The organism is Pseudarthrobacter cremeus (assembly GCF_051857465.1).
In the GTDB taxonomy this organism is placed as follows: Bacteria; Actinomycetota; Actinomycetes; order Actinomycetales; family Micrococcaceae; genus Arthrobacter.
The window spans coordinates 14,575-31,135 of the sequence record NZ_JBPZHC010000022.1 but is presented as its reverse complement, the minus strand read 5'-3'; the positions used below and the strand labels follow the sequence as shown (position 1 = coordinate 31,135).

Sequence of the window (16,561 nt, the reverse complement as noted above, 5' to 3'; positions counted from 1 at the left end):
ACGCACTTATAGCGGAACTTGAACCGGCGGACAGATCACAGGGAAGACAGCACCCGCAGGCACGTCAGTTTGCAAGTGGGTCACACCGGTTCAAGACCAGTTCCAGTATTACCGTTTGCAAGGCCTGGAATGCAGTTCGAGTCCCACCTCGGGCACGCATGACCCCTCGTCAGAGGGGTTTTTGCTTTAATGTGTGGACAATTGACCCTTCGCGGGTCCCTCTGACACTGTCCGCTGTCTGGGCCTGGCGCCGCGGTGGCCTGTTCGGTTGTGTAGGTGGCGGGGTCAGGGTCCTGGCCCTGTGGGCCCGCTGAATGCTGGGATCTAGGCTATGTGGCTTCCTTTCTTGCTGTTTGCGTGGCCAGATGGGGGCCTTCACTCGTTCATCGTCAAGAGTTGTGGTGACGACATGACCAAGACTATTTTTCTTGAAGGATGCTTCTCGGATACCTGCCTCCGGCGAGCCACTTAAGTTCGCTCATTGCGTGTTTGTCCGGCCAAAGGGAGTGCGCACATTGTGCACACCTTTGTGCACGGGCGGCTTCTGACCTGCATTTTGGTCCCTTCCTTCTGGCTCTGACGACACCAGTTCATCCAGGTCTCTGGTGCAGGCGACATGACTTTGCGCCCAAGACCCGCGGTTCCTAGGACGTTCAGGTGTCAGCGGCACGTCTCATGCCGTACCTGTGGCCGGCGTACGATCCGTCGGCAGGGTGCAGGTGTGTGGGATCAGGGCTCCCCTTCCGGCGGCGGTCCTGATTTCGTGATCCGTCCTGGCCGGTCCGTAGTGGACGCGCGCCTTTCGTTTTGCTCCTATGCACGGGGTCACTGCCGTTCCTGGTCGGAAGGGCGTCACGCTCAGACCTTTGCCGAATACGACCGGCTGCGGCGCCCCTCAGGTCCGGGCCGGCCACCGACGGTCATTCCGCTGAACGGGGCGACGAGCACGTCGGTGGCGCTGGCGGCGCTGACAGCGCGGTCGGCCATTGCCGACACCGGATGTGTCTGTCAGATGTGTGCGTCGTTCTGATAAACGGAGTCGCCGCTGGGTTGAGGGTCCAGAGTGCAACTTGGGGGATCGGGAGCGGTTCAGAGTTTCGTGAGGAAATAAGCGACGGGGGAGCGCCGAGCGAAAATTTGGATCGTGAGCGGCGCGTAGCCCTCTGGTTGCGTGGAGGACCTACCCAGCGATGAAGGGGATCAGAACGACAACTGTGACATCAAGCCGAACGTCTCCGGCGAACCCTTGACCTGGCATCTATGGGGGACGCCCATATCCTGCCAGGTGTCGCGGTGCCGCCAAGCACGAGTCAGGTGTCAGGATGCAGTTTAAGAGATTGCCCGTCCTCGTCAGAAAAGAAGAATTCAACTCTATTCGGACGTCCCCAGGACACCTGGCTGAAGTCAGAGTGGGTGTGCCCTAACTGGATGAAATTAGCGCCCGTGATGGAGACCGTCTAGTGGCATGGCACCGTACCAATCCGGCTTTAGGTTCAACGGCGAAACCGTCGACCAGGAGGTGGTCCTCGCCGTCGTCATGGTCGGGGAGGTCAATAGCCGGAGCGCTGTATGTTGACAACATAACCGCAGAAGACGGCGAGCAACTGCGCTGGGCTGCCGGTCAGGCCGCTGGCGTGGTGACCAAGTCCAGTTCGTGCGTTTGCCCATACGGCACCGTCGTAGAAAGGGCGACTGTAAATCTGGCGTAGTGATGTCGGGTAACGAGCACACCACAGGCTTTTTCGACCTTTGCCGCCTGAATAGCGGTCCCCAGCGCTAGCATGAGCTGGGTTTCCTTGTCGGCACGGTCCTGGACTAGTAGATCAGCGATGATTGTTTGCATGGTTCTATCCCTTCGATTAGTCGTAAAGACCGGCGTTGTTCACATCAGGGCCGCAGTTTGACAAAAGGGGCTCTGGCGGAGGGCGCCAAGTCAAGCACAAGGGTCCAGAGGGTCTGCGTTTCGCCGAGTTGTGGCACGGGTTCCCCTTGCTCAAGGTAACGAAATGGCATGGGATCGTCGGCTGGCCGCCACCAACCACTTATTGGCGCAGGGTCACCGCTTGTGGCAGTGGCACGGAAGTCGCGGTGATGGTGCATGGGCTGATTTGCGGCTGGCATCACGGCCTCTAGGTTCCTTTCAGGGCGTCGCGGTCGTGTAGAACAGAGGACTTAATCTCTTTCCCTATCTGGCTGGCAGGGAACGCCACACCTGAACTGCCCGGTGTGGCGTTTTAGATCCACTTGTGGCAAAGCGCTTGGTCCCTCACCGGCTAATCCCCAGATTTCAGTCCGTTTCCGGTCCGTTGCAGTAGTGGCAGCCCTCTTCGCAGCCGTCCACCTGGTCGACCGTGTTAGGGACCAGAAGGCCTATTTCGCGGCGCGGTTTGCTGGAGTCTGCCGAGAAAGACGTATGTACCGAATGAAGGGACGCGTTGTTAGCACCGAGCGCAACGTTGCCGCACCTGCAAACGGCAGTGAACATGGCTGCAGCGATCCTTAGGCTGGAAGATCCGGACCAATTCCGGGCCATAGTGTTTGCCGGGCCGCCGAGCGGGAAGGCAACTCCACGCTCCGCAATGCCGGTTACGTTTGCGCGTGAGCGGGAACCCATCCGTGACCCCGTGGTTGTTTCACGTTCCTTACTCTGAGCTTGCTGATAAAGATTGCTTTTCATCAAGAGTCCTTTGAGTTCGACGACCAGGGCGATCGCTCATGGATGAGGTGTGCGGTTCGGTCGTGTCGGTCCGCGTAGTGCACGGCCGCAGCATCTGCGTCCCGCCTGGTCTAGGTGCCGTATCAGCTACGCGCGGTGTAGGGGTCGGCGATGCCGATGTACTGAGTGGTGGTGTATTCGGCGATGCCTTCGGAACCGCCTTCCCTGCCGAGTCCGGATTGCTTGACGCCGCCGAAGGGCGCGGCGGCGTTGGAGATGACGCCGGCGTTGAAGCCGACCATGCCGAATTCGATCTGTTCGGCCACCCGCAGCAGCCGGTTGAAGTCCCGGCTGTAGAGGTAGGACGCGAGGCCGTATTCGCTGGCGTTGGCGAGCCGGATGGCGTCCGCTTCATTGGCGAAGGTGGTGATGGGGGCGACGGGGCCGAAGATTTCCTGACGGAGGATCGCGGCGTCATTGGGCACGTTGGCCAGGACGGTGGGCGGGTAGAAGTACCCGGGCCCGTCCACGGGGGAGCCCCCGGTGAGGGCGGTGGCGCCGGCCTCGACGGCGGCGGTCACCAGCGCGTGCACATCGTCGCGGGCGCCGGCGTCGATGAGGGGCCCGACCTGGGTTGCGGGGTCGGTGCCGCGGCCGGTGGTCAGGGCGCCCATGGCGGCGGCGAACTTGGCCGTGAACTCCTGGGCCACGGATTCCTGGACCAGGAACCGGTTGGCGGCGGTGCAGGCCTCGCCCATGTTCCGCATCTTGGCCGCCATGGCCCCGTCGACGGCGGCGTCCAGGTCGGCGTCCTCGAAGACGATGAAGGGGGCGTTGCCGCCGAGCTCCATGGAGGTCCGCAGCACGTTCTGTGCGGCGTCGGCCATGAGGCGTTTGCCCACCGGGGTGGAGCCGGTGAAGGAGACCTTCCGCAGCCGCGAATCGGCCAGCAACGACCCCGAAATCCCGGACGCTGACGAGGAGGAGACGACGTTCAGGACTCCGGCGGGCAGGCCGGCGTCGAGCATGGTCTGGGCGAAGTACTGTGCGGTGAGCGGGGTGAGTTTGGCGGGTTTGAGGACCATGGTGCAGCCGGCGGCGATGGCGGGGGCGACCTTGCGGGTGGCCATGGCCAGCGGGAAGTTCCACGGCGTGATCAGCAGGCACGGGCCGACGGGTTTGTGCTGGACGAGGATCTTGTTTTTGCCCTCGGGGGTGGTGAGGTAGCGACCGTAATCCCGGATCGTCTCTTCGGAGAACCAGCGCAGGAACTCGGCACCGTAGGTCACCTCACCGCGGGCTTCGGCCAGGGGTTTGCCCATCTCCAGGGTCATCAGCAGCGCGAAATCCCCGGCGCGTTCGGTCACCAGGTCAAAGGCCCGCCGCAGGATCTCGGCGCGTTCCCGGGGTGCGGTCCGCGCCCAGGACGCCTGGACCGTGTCCGCGGCGTCGAGCGCCGCGACGGCGTCAGCGCTGGTGGCCGAGGCGAGGGTGGCGAGCACCTCCCCGGTGGCGGGATCGTGCACCTCGAACGTGCCGCCGTCGGACGCGTCCACCCACTGCCCGCCGATCAACAAACCTGTAGGGATAGAGGCAAGGAGGTCAGCCTCACGCTGGCGTGAGACAGCAGCCGGTTCAACGAGGGCAGTAGTCATGAAGATTCCTAAAAAAGGTAGGTGGCGGTGATAGCGCGCCACGAGGGTGGAGGGCTATCACCGTCCTGTGGGTGATTAGCTCAATGGGCTCAAGCGCCGGAGGCGCGACTGGCCACTTCGGTCTTGTGGTGGCGGGACGTACTCCATCCCAGTCATGTCGTGCGGTCCCTGATAAAGGCAGCGATCTGGTCGACTGTTTGTTCTCCACGGGGAATACGTCCCGCGGAGGTGAGCAATCCGTGGGCGTACCCGGGCAGGTGCTGGTACTGGACCTCCGTGCCTGCCCGGGCCAGGGCGGCGGCGTAGTTTGCCCCCTCGTCCACCAGCGGGTCGTTGTCCACAGTGATCACGTAGGCCGGTGGCAGCCCTGCGGGGAGCTGGGCTAGGGAAGGACTGATCTCCGGTGCTGCGCGGTCTACGTCCTTTGGCAGGTAGTGGTCAGCGAACCAGCCGATGGTGTCGGCAACCAGAGGGAAGCCCTCGGTGACTCTTTTGTAGGAGGGCGAGGACATGGTCAGATCCACCATGGGGTACATGAGGACCTGGGCCGCTACAGGCAGTGGATCTGTGGTCGTGGCGTTCTCATTGGCCAGGACTGCGGCCAATTGTCCTCCCGCGCTGTCACCGACCAGCACGACCTGGGTTACTGCCAGGCCATGCTCGTTGCCTGCATCGAGCAACCAGTGCATTGCCACGCGGCTGTCGTCAATCGCAGCCGGGTAGGGGTTCTCCGGGGCAAGCCGGTAGTCCACAGCAATGACCGGCAGGTTCGTGCGGGAGGCCAAGCGACGGCACAGTCCGTCATGAGTTGAGAGGCTGCCCATGACCCACCCCCCGCCATGGAAAAACAGCACGGCGGGGGTGGGCCCTCCGACGGTGCGGGGGTCATAGACCCGCACCGTGAAACCAGCCAGGCTGAAGTCAGTGACCGACGCCAGCGGATCAGCGCTAAGGCCGTTGGCCGCGCAACCGTTCTCGTAGAGCTCGCGCACATGCTTTACGGAGTAGGAGTGAAACGGGCGTCCACCGGAGGCACGGAAGTTCTGCAGCACCTCTGCAGCCTCCGGCGCTATGGGCCTGCCGCTGAACGGGTCGTTTGTGGTCACTTTCCGGGTCCGGATTCGGCCAGCTGCAGGTAGTCCTCGAGCTGGAGGTGGTGAGTGTGGGACCGGTATTCTTCGACGGTTCCCGACCAGTTGTTGATGACGCGGCCGTCCTCGTTCTTGTACCAGGAGGAGCACTCAGAGGAGAACGCGGACTTCTGGAGTTCTTCCTGAACGTGTGCGTTGAACGTCTCAACGACCGAACGGTCCACTTCCAGGAACCTTGATTCATCGGCTGCGATGTACTGCACGGCCTGCGCGATGTAGCGGTGCTGGGCCTCCAGCATGGATACGACCGAGTTGTGGTTGAGGTTGGTGTTGGGCCCGTAGACCAGGAACAGGTTGGGGAAGTTGTCGACGGTGATGCCCAGGTAGGCTTCGGGGGCGTTGCCCCACCGCTCGTCGAGGCCGATTCCGTCGCGCCCGGTGACACGCATGGATCCCATGAAGGCGTGGCTCATAAACCCGGTGGCGTAGATGATGACATCAAACTCGTGCTCGACGCCGTCAGCGGTGCGGAGGCCGCGCGGAGTGAGTTCCGTGATTGTCTCTGTCACGAGATCTACGTTCTCGCGGGTCAGGGCGGGGTAGAAATCATCGCTGCGCAGGATCCGCTTGCAGCCGAAGTCGTAGTCGGGAGTGAGCTTGGCCCGCAGTTCAGGGTCGGACACCTGGGTTTCGAGGTGCTGGCGGGCCAGTTCAACTCCTTCTTCGGACGCTGCGGTGTGGCGGCGGGTGCGTTCGAATCCGGCTTCGCGGAATTCGTGGATCTCCTGACGCAGCTGACGGTAGGTGTCCGGGTCTTCCTGGAAGCGGGCGCTCTCTTCTTCCGTGAAGATGTACTGGTCGCGGGCGAGAATGTAATTGGCTGAGCGCTGAAATACTGTCAGGTTCGATGCGATCTTGGCAACCTCGGGCACGTACTGAACAGCAGTTGCGGCGGACCCAATGGATGCGACGCGCTTGCCGGTCAGGTCAAGGTCGTGCCGCCACTTGGCGGAGTGGAACGCCGCGCCTTCGAATGTTTCGGTGCCGGGGAAGTTGGGGATGTTCGGTTCGTTCAGCTGGCCCCAGGCAGCCACCACGGAACGGGTCAGGAACTGCGAGCCGTCGGCGGTGTGCACGGTCCAGAGACGGCGGTCCTGATCCCATTCAGTCGCGGTGATGTTCTGGCCGAAGCGGATGTGCTTACCGAGCCCGAATTCCTCAACCATGGAACGCAGGTAGCCCTGGAGTTCCTCCTGGCCGGCAAACATGCGGGAAACCTTGAGGTTCAGGAAGTAGCTGTAGCAGTACACAAGCGCCTGGGTGTCGCATGCGGCGCCGGGATAGGTGTTCTCACGCCATACCCCTCCCACATCGTTGCCGCGCTCGAGGATCAGGAAGTCGTCTATGCCTTCCTGGACGAACTGGGCTCCCTGGCCGAGGCCGCCGAAACCGGCGCCGATGATGATCGCGCTGTAAATGTGGTCATTTGTGGAGGTCATGATGTTCTCTCTTCGGAGCTGAAAATGTGGGGTGGTCAGGAAAAGGTGATGATTTGGCGCAGTGCGTGGCCGCCATCGAGGGTGTCCATGGCGCGGTTGATCTCTTCCAGCGGGATGGTGTCTGAGACCAGGCCTTCAACGGCAAGCTGGCCCGATCGCCAGAGTTGTTCGTAGATCGGGATGTCATGTTCCGGGACCGCCGAGCCGAGGTAGCTGCCCACGATCGACCGCGCCTCCGCCGTAAGGGTCAGCGGGTCGATGTTGATTGACTGGCCCGGTGCGGGCAGTCCGACGGTGACGGTAATGCCGCCCGGCTTTGTCAGTGCGACCGCTGCTTCCAGAGCGCGCGGATGTCCTGCCGCTTCGATGACGGCGTCGAACTTTTCGCCGCGCTCCAGGGCCTCAGCAGAAGTAAAGGCGTCGGTTGCACCGAGGTTTCGCGCGGCTTCCAGCTTGGCCGGCAAAGTATCGATACCGATGACGTGTTCGACTCCGGTGGCAATAGCCGTAATGAGCGCAGCCATGCCTACTCCGCCGAGACCGACGATGGCTACCCGTGCGGAAGGTCCAGGCTTGGCGACGTTGAGGATGGCTCCTCCTCCGGTGAGCAGTGCGCACCCGAGCAAAGCCGCTATGTGCGCCGGAACGTCCGCGCCCACGGGCACCACGGAACGGCGTGAGACCACTGCATAGGTGGCGAAGGCGGAGACCCCGAGGTGGTGTTGGACGGGCTGACCCGCGCGGGAGAGTCTGCGGTAGCCGCCCAGCAGGGTGCCTTCCGTATTGGAAGCGCTGCCCTGCGAGCACGGGGTTTTGCCCTTGGAGTTGCATCCTGCACATTCTCCGCAGCGGGGGAGGAAGGTCATGACGACGCGCTGGCCCACGGAGATGTCATTGACACCCTCGCCCAGTTCCTCCACGATGCCGGCTGCCTCGTGGCCGAGCAGCATCGGGACCGGCCGCGGCCGGTTGCCGTTGACTACGGAAAGGTCGGAGTGGCATACGCCGGCTGCCTCGATGCGGACCAGGATCTCGCCCGTGCCGGGTCCTTCAAGTTCAAGGTTTTCCACATGGAAGGGATGGGTATCAGCGTAGGGCCGCTCTGCCCCGATGGTCTCTAGTACCGCCCCGCGTATGGTCCTGGTAGTGATTGTCTTTGCAATGGAGTTCGTATCTTGGATGGTCACGATTGTCCTCTCAGTAGTGCGGTGGAGCTGTGCAGAGGGAAGGCCTTTGAAGGAGGGAGCGTGCGCCGCCGCTCACCATCTGGGGCGCCGGCTCGCGTTGTTCTCACCGTTCATCCTTCAGCGGGGAACTCATCCCCTCAGGGTTGGTTCCTCCGACGACGGACTATCCATTGAGAGTAGGCAGGCCGGACATTCACGTCACGATGCAGAAAGTCATGATTTGCACTTTCCTTTGTAGGAAACGTCAAAAGACTGCTTGTCGGTGGGGTTTGTACCGCGGCTGGCGCAGGTCGCCCATGCGAAGAATGGATTAGTGAGTGCGCGGATTTGCTGCGACGCGCTTCAGCCTCACCGCAATACTTGCCCGCTAAGCTTTAGGCGATGCCTGAGAGCGGCCTCGGAGGGCGAGCCAGAGTTGGGCGGCTACGTCGGGGTCATCCAGGTCAATCCCCAACAGTTCTTTAGCCTGGGCGATTCGATAACGAACTGAGTTCCGGTGCACTCCGAGGTCGCGGCCGGCGGCCTCCCATTGGCCGCGATGGGCCAGGTAGGCGCGGACCGTTTCAAGGAGCTGTCCTGCGTGGGAGGTTAGTTCATCCACCCATTCATCTGCCGGTAGGTCGAGGCCGTGCCCGACGCGGATCAGCTGTCCTGCGGGTGCGGCGGCAGCGGCCTCGGCCACCTGTGCTCCAATTTCGTGCAGGCGCCGGAGAGGCATCGGGCCGCCCCATGCACCGCGGACACCTTTCGGCAGCCGTGGATAGGGGCTCGATGCTGACTGCAGCACAAAGGTGACACCGGAACGTTCGAGTACCAGCCCGGTCAGAGCGGGCTGGGCAGAAAGTTGTTCGGTATCGGGCAGGACCGCGACGAAAGCTGTTTCGGGTAGCGGATCGGAGTCCATTTGCTTTGCCAGAAGTCGCGCTGCGTCGTCATGTCCTTCCAGGACCAGCGCCGCCAGCATGCCCTCAGCCCGGCGGCGCTCTGCTGCGGCGCGGCGTTGTCCGGCTGCCCTGGCGGCCAAGAGCGTGGATGCGGTAAGGAACAAGTGTCGCTCGGCGGCAGCCAGCTGCCCGCTTCGACCCAAGGCCAGATACCCGGAAGCGGCCGGACCGTCAGATACCGGGTAGAGCGAAGCAACACCGGATGCCAGCTGAATATTGCCGGTGGCGCCTCGGCGGGCGTTCCGCAGGATGGCAGATTCCCGTGTGAGTTCGACCAGCAGTCCTGGCGGTAGTTCTGCACCACTGGCGGCGGATGATGGAGTACCGTCACCTTCGGGCAGGTAGGCCACCCAGGTTCCCAGGGCGCGTGACAATTCGCGGACGATCTCCGGTTCCGCGTCATCCTGCGCGGCCGCTCTCGTCAACGCCACCTGAAGCCCCAATAGAGCAGTGAGTTCGGCTTCGCCGCCTTGCCTGACGAGTTCCCAGTAAGCGCGTGATACGGCCAGGAAGGGAGACTCCCTGGGAATGGTCAAAAGGGGAAGACCGGCTTCAATGCAAGCGGCCCGCAACTCGTCCGGCACCATGGCATGGCCTGAGCCCAGGCCAAGACCCAGGGCAGCAACATGACCCTTTACCAGCCGCTGCACATAGTTTGTGGCGGCCTCCTGACGTGCTTCTCCGTCCAGGCCGGTGAGCTGCAGCCCGACGGTGAGGAGAAGTTCGCCGCCGTAGAGGAACATCGTCGGATCCTCCAGCTCGGAGACGTGCACGCCCGTGAGTTCAACGCGCGGGAGCGGTATGGGCCAATAGGGCGCGAGGTCGCGCTTTGCAGCCTCGACAAGCCTTGCGAGGGTGATCATGGGTAAAAGCATAGATGACCGGACTTTGTACGCTTAGACCGAACCGGAAATATATTTGGATGTATTGTCCAACGACAGCGTCATCGTACTGTCCCTATGGTGGACTTCACCACACGAGGAGGACCTATGACTGTCACATCAGAACTCGCCGCAAACCAGGCCAACGATCCGGCCAGCGTTAAAGCCACCGCCCGCCGCCTGCTCACCGAACTTCCGGGACCGCGTTCCCGCGAGCTGGAGACCGAACGCCGCCAGCACGTCACCGACGCATTCGGTATTGTCATGCCCGTTTACATCGACCACGCGCAGGATGCGCTGCTCGTGGACGTTGACGGAAACCATCTCATCGACTTCGCCTCAGGTATTGCCGTGACGAGTGTTGGTGCCGCGAACCCGCAGGTGGCCAAGCGTGCCGCCGCCCAACTGGAGCGGTTCACCCACACCTGCTTCATGGTGACCGAATACGCGTCGTTCGTCGAGGTCTGCCGGTGGCTCAACGAACACACCCCCGGCGACTTCGAAAAGCGGACCGCTCTGTTCACTACCGGAGCGGAAGCGGTTGAAAACGCCATCAAAGTGGCCCGCGCCGCCACACGACGCCCCAACGTTCTCGTCTTCGACGAGGCCTACCACGGGCGGACCCAGCTCACCATGGCGATGACGGCTAAAGAAAACCCGTACCGACTCAACTTCGGACCCCTGCCGGGCTCGGTTTTCCGCGGACCGACCGCCCCGGCGCACACCTCTCCTGACGGGCCCGGTAAGGCGCTGGAACAGATCGAAGCGCTTCTTGCCGAAAACGGTGCGGACACCTTCGCGGCCATGGTCATCGAACCGATCCAGGGCGAGGGTGGCTTTATTGTTCAGGCCCCCGGGTTCCTCCAAGGTCTTCGGGAGATCGCTACGCGCCACGGCATCGTTCTGGTCATCGACGAGATCCAGGCAGGCATGGGCCGGACCGGCACCCTGTTCGCGTCTGAGCACGATGGTATTGCCGGCGACATCACACTGACCGCTAAGGCACTTGGCGGCGGCCTGCCGCTTTCGGCCGCTACCGGCCGCGCTGAGCTCATGAACGCTGTCCACCCCGGTGGTCTTGGCGGAACGTACGCTGGCAACCCCGTGGCCTGTGAAGCCGCTCTGGCCGTGTTCGAGCTCCTTGAAGACGGCGCGCTCCTGCAGAACGCCGTTGCCATCGAAACTGCGGTGCGGCGTCGTCTGGAGCCGCTCGTCAAGTTGGACGGTGTCGCGGACGTTCGCGGCAGGGGCGCGATGATGGCGATCGAGTTCAGCGACGCCTCCGGACCCCGCAAAGACCTCGCCACCACGGCAGCGAAGGCAGCCAACGCCCATGGTGTCCTAACTCTTACCTGCGGAACCAACGGAAATATCATCCGGCTGCTGCCTCCGCTCGTTATCGAAGCCGATGTCCTTGACGAGGGCTTGGCGGTACTGGAGGCATCCGTTCGGGCGGCACTGTCATGAGTTTCCGGGGGTGGACCGGGCGGGGTGAGTTATGAGGTCGGGACCGGGATCCGGCGCGCCGCTTGAGGGGATTGTCGTCGCCGACTTCTCCCGCGTGCTTGCCGGTCCGCTCGCGACCATGACCCTGGCTGATCTCGGTGCCCGGGTCATCAAGGTGGAGCGGCCCGGAACCGGAGATGACACGAGGGAATGGGCTCCGCCTTCCTCCAAGACGGGTGGGACCTACTTCGAAAGCGTTAATCGGAATAAGGAATCCGTCACTCTTGACCTGACGGACCCCGAGCACCTGGAGCTTGCCCGGGAACTGGCACGCCGCGCCGACGTATTGGTGGAGAACTTCAAACCCGGCGGGCTCGCCAAACTGGGGCTGGGCTATGAATCCCTGGCTCAGGAGAACCCAGGCCTGGTGTACGCATCGATTTCGGGTTTCGGCTCCGACGGCGGACGCGATTTGCCCGGGTACGACTTCATAGTTCAGGCCGTCGGGGGACTGATGAGTATTACGGGGGACCCTCAGGGCGACGCGTACAAAGTGGGTGTGGCACTGGTCGATGTCCTGACAGCGAAAGATGCCACGATCGGCATCCTCGCCGCCCTTGCAGAACGCAACTCCACAGGTCGGGGAAGACGGATCGAGGTGAATCTTCTCTCAAGCCTGCAGGGCGCCCTTGCCAACCAAGGCCAGGCCTACCTCGGTGCCGGCGTTACTCCTACGCGGCTGGGCAATGACCACCCTTCCATCGTCCCGTACCAGCTTCTTGCCACCGGGGATGACCCGCTGGCCGTTGCCGTGGGTAATGACTCGCAGTTCGCCAAGCTCTGCCGCGCTATCGGAAATCCGCAGCTGGCGGCTGATCCGCGGTTCATAACCAATTCAGCGCGGGTAAGGAATCGGCGGGAACTGGTCCAACTGCTGGAAACCGGCCTCGCGGGCGCCGGAGCGACGGCATGGCAGGAGCAGCTTGTTTCAGTGGGAGTCCCGGCAGGCCGTGTCGCCGGCATCGGTGAAGGCATCGCATACGCCCAGTCACTGGGCTTGGAACCGACCATCCAGGTCCATGACAAGGACGGTAACGTTACCGGCCGCCAAATCCGCCACCCGATCACATGGACGCCAGCGCTGCCACCGCGCACCCAAGCACCACCGGCCCTCGGTGAGCACACCGGGGAGGTGCTGGAATGGCTGCGGCATCACCCCCACAGCAAGACGTTTACCTACACCCCTGACAGCTCCGCCCATTCCCAAGATCACTTATGCCCAGGAGGGACCGCATCATGACTCTTGCTCCTAGTTCGGCCGACATCGAGGCTGCTGCTGCACCCGACCCCTCGGACCTGATCTCCTTCGACTCTCTCCTCACGGCTGAGGAGACCGCACTGCGCGACCGGGTCCGGACCTACGTTCGAGACGAGATCAAACCGAACATCGCCACGTGGTACGAAGAAGCGCGGTTCCCCCTGGAAATCGTCCCCGACCTAGCCGAACTTGGCCTGCTGGGCATGCATTTGAAAGGTTACGGCTGCGCTGGCGGAACGGCGGTGGACTACGGGCTCGCCGCTGCTGAACTCGAGGCCGGCGACTCAGGCATACGTACCTTCGTCTCCGTCCAAGGCTCCCTGGCCATGTCTGCCATCTCCAAGCACGGCTCAGAGGAGCAGAAGCAGGAGTGGCTTCCACAGATGGCAGCCGGCACGGCCATCGGATGTTTCGGTCTCACCGAACCCACCGCCGGGTCGGACCCTTCCGCCATGTCGACCTATGCCCGCCGCGACGGCAGGGACTGGATATTGACCGGGGCTAAACGTTGGATCGGGCTCGCCAACGTGGCACAGGTGGCAGTGATCTGGGCCCAGACGGACACCGGCATCCGCGGCTTCGTCGTACCAACCAAAACGCCCGGCTTCACCGCCACACCGATCGAGCCCAAGCTGTCAATGCGTGCATCTGTTCAGTGTGAAATCACTCTGGCCGATGTGCGGCTTCCTGCCGACGCGGTCCTGCCAAACGTCACTGGACTCCGCGGGCCTTTCACCTGCCTCAACGAGGCGCGATATGGCATTGCCTGGGGAACCATGGGAGCCGCGCGTGACGCCTTCGAAGACGCCCTGGACTACTCCAAAAATCGGCTGCAGTTTGACCGGCCGTTGGCCGGCTATCAGTTGACTCAGCAAAAGCTCGTGAACATGGCGTTGGAAATCAACAAGGGCTTTCTTCTGGCCCTGCACCTGGGACGACTCAAGGATGCCGGAAAACTGCAGAACCATCAGATTAGCGTGGGCAAGTTGAACAACTGCCGCGAAGCCATCGAAATCTGTCGCGAAGCGCGCACAATCCTTGGCGGCAACGGGATAACGCTCGAACACTCGCCCCTTCGCCACGCGAACAACCTCGAGTCGGTGCGTACCTACGAGGGCACCGACGAGGTCCACACCCTCATCCTTGGCCAGAAGCTAACGGGTATAGGAGCCTTTCGGTGAGTGCCGCCGTTGATGCGCCAGCCACATCCGGCACCGCCCCCGGTGCCACGGGGACGGTGCAGCTCGGACTCCTCATAGACGGAGACTGGGTCTCAGGCAACGGCGGCCACCTCACCTCTGTCAATCCCAGCCGTCCTGCGCAGATCGTCGCCGAAGGCGGCACCGCCGTCCTTGCCGATGTCGACAGGGCCGCCCTGGCAGCGCGAGGCTCCCAGCGGGCCTGGAGCCGGACCCCGATGCACGAACGGGGCGCCGTCCTGTCCCGAGCCGCAGCAGCCCTCGAGTCGCAAGCCGACGCGCTTGGCCTCGAACTTTCCCGCGAAGAAGGCAAGACCCTCGCTGAGGGCAGGGCAGAGGTGCTGCGTGCAGCCCAAATCCTTAGCTACTTCTCAGCCGAAGGTGACCGCGTGGCGGGAGAGCACTTCGCTTCGCCCCGCCGCGGTGAACGCATCCTGGTCACCCGTAAACCGCTGGGCGTAGTGGGCATCGTCACCCCGTTCAATTTTCCAATCGCCATCCCGGCATGGAAGATCGCTCCAGCCCTGGTCCACGGAAACGCGGTGGTCTGGAAGCCCGCTTCCACCGTCCCGTTGCTCGCCATGCGTTTTGCCGAAGCACTCCTAAACGCCGGCCTTCCGGCAGGGCTACTCAACCTTGTCATTGGTCCAGGATCTCTCGGCACTGCCCTTGTTCAGAACGCCGGCGTGGACGCCATGTCCTTCACCGGCTCCTCAGGGGTCGGACGCGCACTTGCCGCCCAGGCCGCCGTCAGGGGAATCCCCCTGCAAGGCGAAATGGGAGGCAAAAACGCAGCCCTGGTTCTGGCCGATGCTGATCTGGACCTAGCCTCCGAGCAGGTGCTTCTCGGCGCGTTCCGCTCCACAGGCCAGAAATGCACCGCAACCTCACGGCTCATCCTCGCGGACACCATCGCCGACGTATTCCTCGAGCGCCTCACAATCCGGCTCGGCAGTTGGCAGACCGGGGACCCAGTGGACCCAGAAACACAGATGGGACCGGTGATCAACGAGGCGGCCCGCAGGTCAATCACGAGCAGAATCAACGCAGCCGTAGCGGACGGCGCCGTAGCCATCGCCGGAACATCCGCCGAGAATCCCTATGCCGGTACTCACGGCGCCTTCATGGCCCCGACCGTGCTCGCGCTCCCCGCTGGCCAGGCCGGATCAACCAACCCCGTCTGGCGAGAAGAACTCTTTGGCCCCGTACTGGCGGTCCGCCGGGCCGCGACCACCGAGGAAGCATTCGGGATGGCCGAAGAGTCCGAGTTCGGCCTCTCCGCAGCGTTGTTCACCCGTGACCTCGCCACAGCATTGGAAGCTGTCGAAGCCCTCGATGTGGGCATTCTTCACCTCAACTCGGAATCGGCGGGTTCCGATCCTCATGTGCCCTTTGGCGGATCAAAGAAGAGCAGCTTCGGTCCCAAGGAGCAGGGCGGCGCGGCCAAGGACTTCTATACACACACGACAACGGTCTACCTCCGCGGGTAGGAACGGAAGCAGGATCAGATGTCTCACACTCTTTCAAAAACGGCTGGCCCCGCAGCGGTATTAGCCGCAAACGCAGGGCAGCCAAAAAACATCCAAACCTTCGGCGTCGTTGGCGCGGGTCTCATGGCACGCCAGCTCGTCCTGCTGGTCGCTGACAAACTCCGCATCCCAGTCCTCATCAGCGATCTTTCCACCGACCGGGTGTCCGCAGCCCTCCACCGAATGCGCGGACACCTTGACCGGCAGGAGGCCAGAGGCAAGCTCCGACCCGGCGAGGCAGCCGAAATCGCCGGGCTAATTCGAGGCACCACCGATCCGTCGAAGTTCAGCGGGTGTGACGCCGCGATCGAGGCGGTCTCCGAGGACCAAAGGACTAAACGGAGCGTCTTCCGACAGCTCGAGGATCACATCGAGCCGGACGCCCTGCTGCTCACCAACACTTCCTCGCTCTCCGTCACTGACATGGCGCGAGGTCTCAACCATCCAGGCAGGGTGCTTGGGTTCCACTTCTTCAATCCAGTCGCCGTCCTCCCTCTCGTCGAGTTGGTCCGGACCCCCCTCTCATCCGAAATCGCTCTCGCCACCGCCTGGAGCCTCGCCGGGGCTCTCGGCAAGACGGCCATAGCCGTCGCTGACGCGCCCGGCTTCGTCGTGAACCGGCTCCTCACGCGCCTCTTCAGCGAAATACTGGCTGAAATCGACAGAGGTGGCGACCCCGTCACCGTCGACCGTTCCCTCGCACCGTGGGGTCTGCCCATGACGCCCCTTCAGCTGATCGGCTACATAGGCCCCACAGTGCAACAGCACATCTGTGACACACTGCACCGTGCATACCCAGACCGCTTCGGCCGGTCAGCTTCTCTCACGGCAGTCGTAAAAACCGGGCTGCCGGGCTTCTTCGACGAAAACGGCAAGGTTCCGCTCGAGGCACTGATCCTGTCCGCGGAGCCGCATGGCGTGGACCCCGACCGGGTACGGCTGCGGGTCCGCCGCGCCCTGGCCCAAGAAGCCCAGCTCCTGCTCGACGAAGGCGTCGTCGCAACCTGGGATGACATCAACCGCTGCATGACGCTCGGCGCCAACTTCCCGACAGGTGGTCTGACACGCCTCCTAGAGACGTGACCTGCACAACCGTTCAAAAAATAGAGGATGGCCAGTGGACGTAGTCTCGGGCCGTCTCCACCAACCAGACTTG

The 16,561-nt window shown here is 63.0% G+C and carries 12 protein-coding genes; 5 read left to right on the top strand and 7 right to left on the bottom strand.

Annotated features, from left to right (window positions below; translation table 11 throughout):
* Positions 1–858 precede the first annotated feature (858 nt).
* The 7 genes from ACS5PJ_RS21915 to ACS5PJ_RS21885 all read right to left on the bottom strand — a co-directional run bounded on the left by ACS5PJ_RS21915 (position 859) and on the right by ACS5PJ_RS21885 (position 9,895).
* Positions 859–987, bottom strand: coding sequence for a hypothetical protein (locus ACS5PJ_RS21915; protein ID WP_439436952.1), 129 nt, complete (start codon positions 985–987; stop codon positions 859–861).
* Between the two features lie 634 nt (positions 988–1,621).
* Positions 1,622–1,843, bottom strand: coding sequence for a hypothetical protein (locus tag ACS5PJ_RS21910; protein WP_439436951.1), 222 nt, complete (start codon positions 1,841–1,843; stop codon positions 1,622–1,624).
* A 956-nt stretch (positions 1,844–2,799) separates the two neighbouring features.
* Complete coding sequence (locus ACS5PJ_RS21905) at positions 2,800–4,311, bottom strand: NAD-dependent succinate-semialdehyde dehydrogenase (RefSeq protein ID WP_439436950.1); 1,512 nt, start codon at positions 4,309–4,311, stop codon at positions 2,800–2,802.
* 152 nt (positions 4,312–4,463) lie between these two features.
* Positions 4,464–5,417, bottom strand: coding sequence for an alpha/beta hydrolase (locus ACS5PJ_RS21900; protein WP_439436949.1), 954 nt, complete (start codon positions 5,415–5,417; stop codon positions 4,464–4,466).
* Positions 5,414–6,901, bottom strand: coding sequence for a flavin-containing monooxygenase (locus tag ACS5PJ_RS21895; RefSeq protein WP_439436948.1), 1,488 nt, complete (start codon positions 6,899–6,901; stop codon positions 5,414–5,416). Before ACS5PJ_RS21895 ends, ACS5PJ_RS21900 begins: the two co-directional genes overlap by 4 nt.
* A gap of 35 nt (positions 6,902–6,936) precedes the next feature.
* Positions 6,937–8,088: an alcohol dehydrogenase catalytic domain-containing protein gene (locus ACS5PJ_RS21890; protein WP_439436947.1), complete on the bottom strand. Its 1,152-nt coding sequence runs from the start codon at positions 8,086–8,088 to the stop codon at positions 6,937–6,939.
* Positions 8,089–8,455: 367 nt separating this feature from the next.
* Entirely contained in the window at positions 8,456–9,895 is a 1,440-nt protein-coding gene (locus ACS5PJ_RS21885) for a PucR family transcriptional regulator (protein WP_439436946.1), read from the bottom strand.
* 126 nt (positions 9,896–10,021) lie between these two features.
* On the opposite strand from ACS5PJ_RS21885, the gene ACS5PJ_RS21880 reads away from it, so the two are divergent.
* The 5 genes from ACS5PJ_RS21880 to ACS5PJ_RS21860 are packed head-to-tail and all read left to right on the top strand — an operon-like array spanning position 10,022 to position 16,488.
* Positions 10,022–11,380: an aminotransferase class III-fold pyridoxal phosphate-dependent enzyme gene (locus tag ACS5PJ_RS21880; protein WP_439436945.1), complete on the top strand. Its 1,359-nt coding sequence runs from the start codon at positions 10,022–10,024 to the stop codon at positions 11,378–11,380.
* Between the two features lie 31 nt (positions 11,381–11,411).
* Positions 11,412–12,659 (top strand): CaiB/BaiF CoA transferase family protein, encoded by a 1,248-nt coding sequence (locus ACS5PJ_RS21875; protein WP_439436944.1) that lies wholly within the window; start codon positions 11,412–11,414, stop codon positions 12,657–12,659.
* On the top strand, positions 12,656–13,858 hold the full coding sequence (locus tag ACS5PJ_RS21870) for an acyl-CoA dehydrogenase family protein (protein WP_439436943.1): 1,203 nt from the start codon (positions 12,656–12,658) through the stop codon (positions 13,856–13,858). Before ACS5PJ_RS21875 ends, ACS5PJ_RS21870 begins: the two co-directional genes overlap by 4 nt.
* The gene (locus ACS5PJ_RS21865; RefSeq protein ID WP_439436942.1) at positions 13,855–15,366 is read left to right on the top strand and encodes an aldehyde dehydrogenase family protein; all 1,512 of its coding nucleotides are present in this window, start codon (positions 13,855–13,857) and stop codon (positions 15,364–15,366) included. Before ACS5PJ_RS21870 ends, ACS5PJ_RS21865 begins: the two co-directional genes overlap by 4 nt.
* Before the next feature lie 18 nt (positions 15,367–15,384).
* Positions 15,385–16,488: a 3-hydroxyacyl-CoA dehydrogenase family protein gene (locus tag ACS5PJ_RS21860; RefSeq protein WP_439436941.1), complete on the top strand. Its 1,104-nt coding sequence runs from the start codon at positions 15,385–15,387 to the stop codon at positions 16,486–16,488.
* The last annotated feature ends 73 nt before the right edge of the window (positions 16,489–16,561 follow it).

Bases quoted from the DNA above. Each gene is read 5' to 3' on its own strand.
- ACS5PJ_RS21915 (WP_439436952.1), bottom strand. From the start codon at position 987: ATGGCCGACCGCGCTGTCAGCGCCGCCAGCGCCACCGACGTGCTCGTC.
- ACS5PJ_RS21910 (WP_439436951.1), bottom strand. From the start codon at position 1,843: ATGCAAACAATCATCGCTGATCTACTAGTCCAGGACCGTGCCGACAAG.
- ACS5PJ_RS21905 (WP_439436950.1), bottom strand. From the start codon at position 4,311: ATGACTACTGCCCTCGTTGAACCGGCTGCTGTCTCACGCCAGCGTGAG.
- ACS5PJ_RS21895 (WP_439436948.1), bottom strand. From the start codon at position 6,901: ATGACCTCCACAAATGACCACATTTACAGCGCGATCATCATCGGCGCC.
- ACS5PJ_RS21885 (WP_439436946.1), bottom strand. From the start codon at position 9,895: ATGATCACCCTCGCAAGGCTTGTCGAGGCTGCAAAGCGCGACCTCGCG.
- ACS5PJ_RS21880 (WP_439436945.1), top strand. From the start codon at position 10,022: ATGACTGTCACATCAGAACTCGCCGCAAACCAGGCCAACGATCCGGCC.
- ACS5PJ_RS21875 (WP_439436944.1), top strand. From the start codon at position 11,412: ATGAGGTCGGGACCGGGATCCGGCGCGCCGCTTGAGGGGATTGTCGTC.
- ACS5PJ_RS21870 (WP_439436943.1), top strand. From the start codon at position 12,656: ATGACTCTTGCTCCTAGTTCGGCCGACATCGAGGCTGCTGCTGCACCC.
- ACS5PJ_RS21860 (WP_439436941.1), top strand. From the start codon at position 15,385: ATGTCTCACACTCTTTCAAAAACGGCTGGCCCCGCAGCGGTATTAGCC.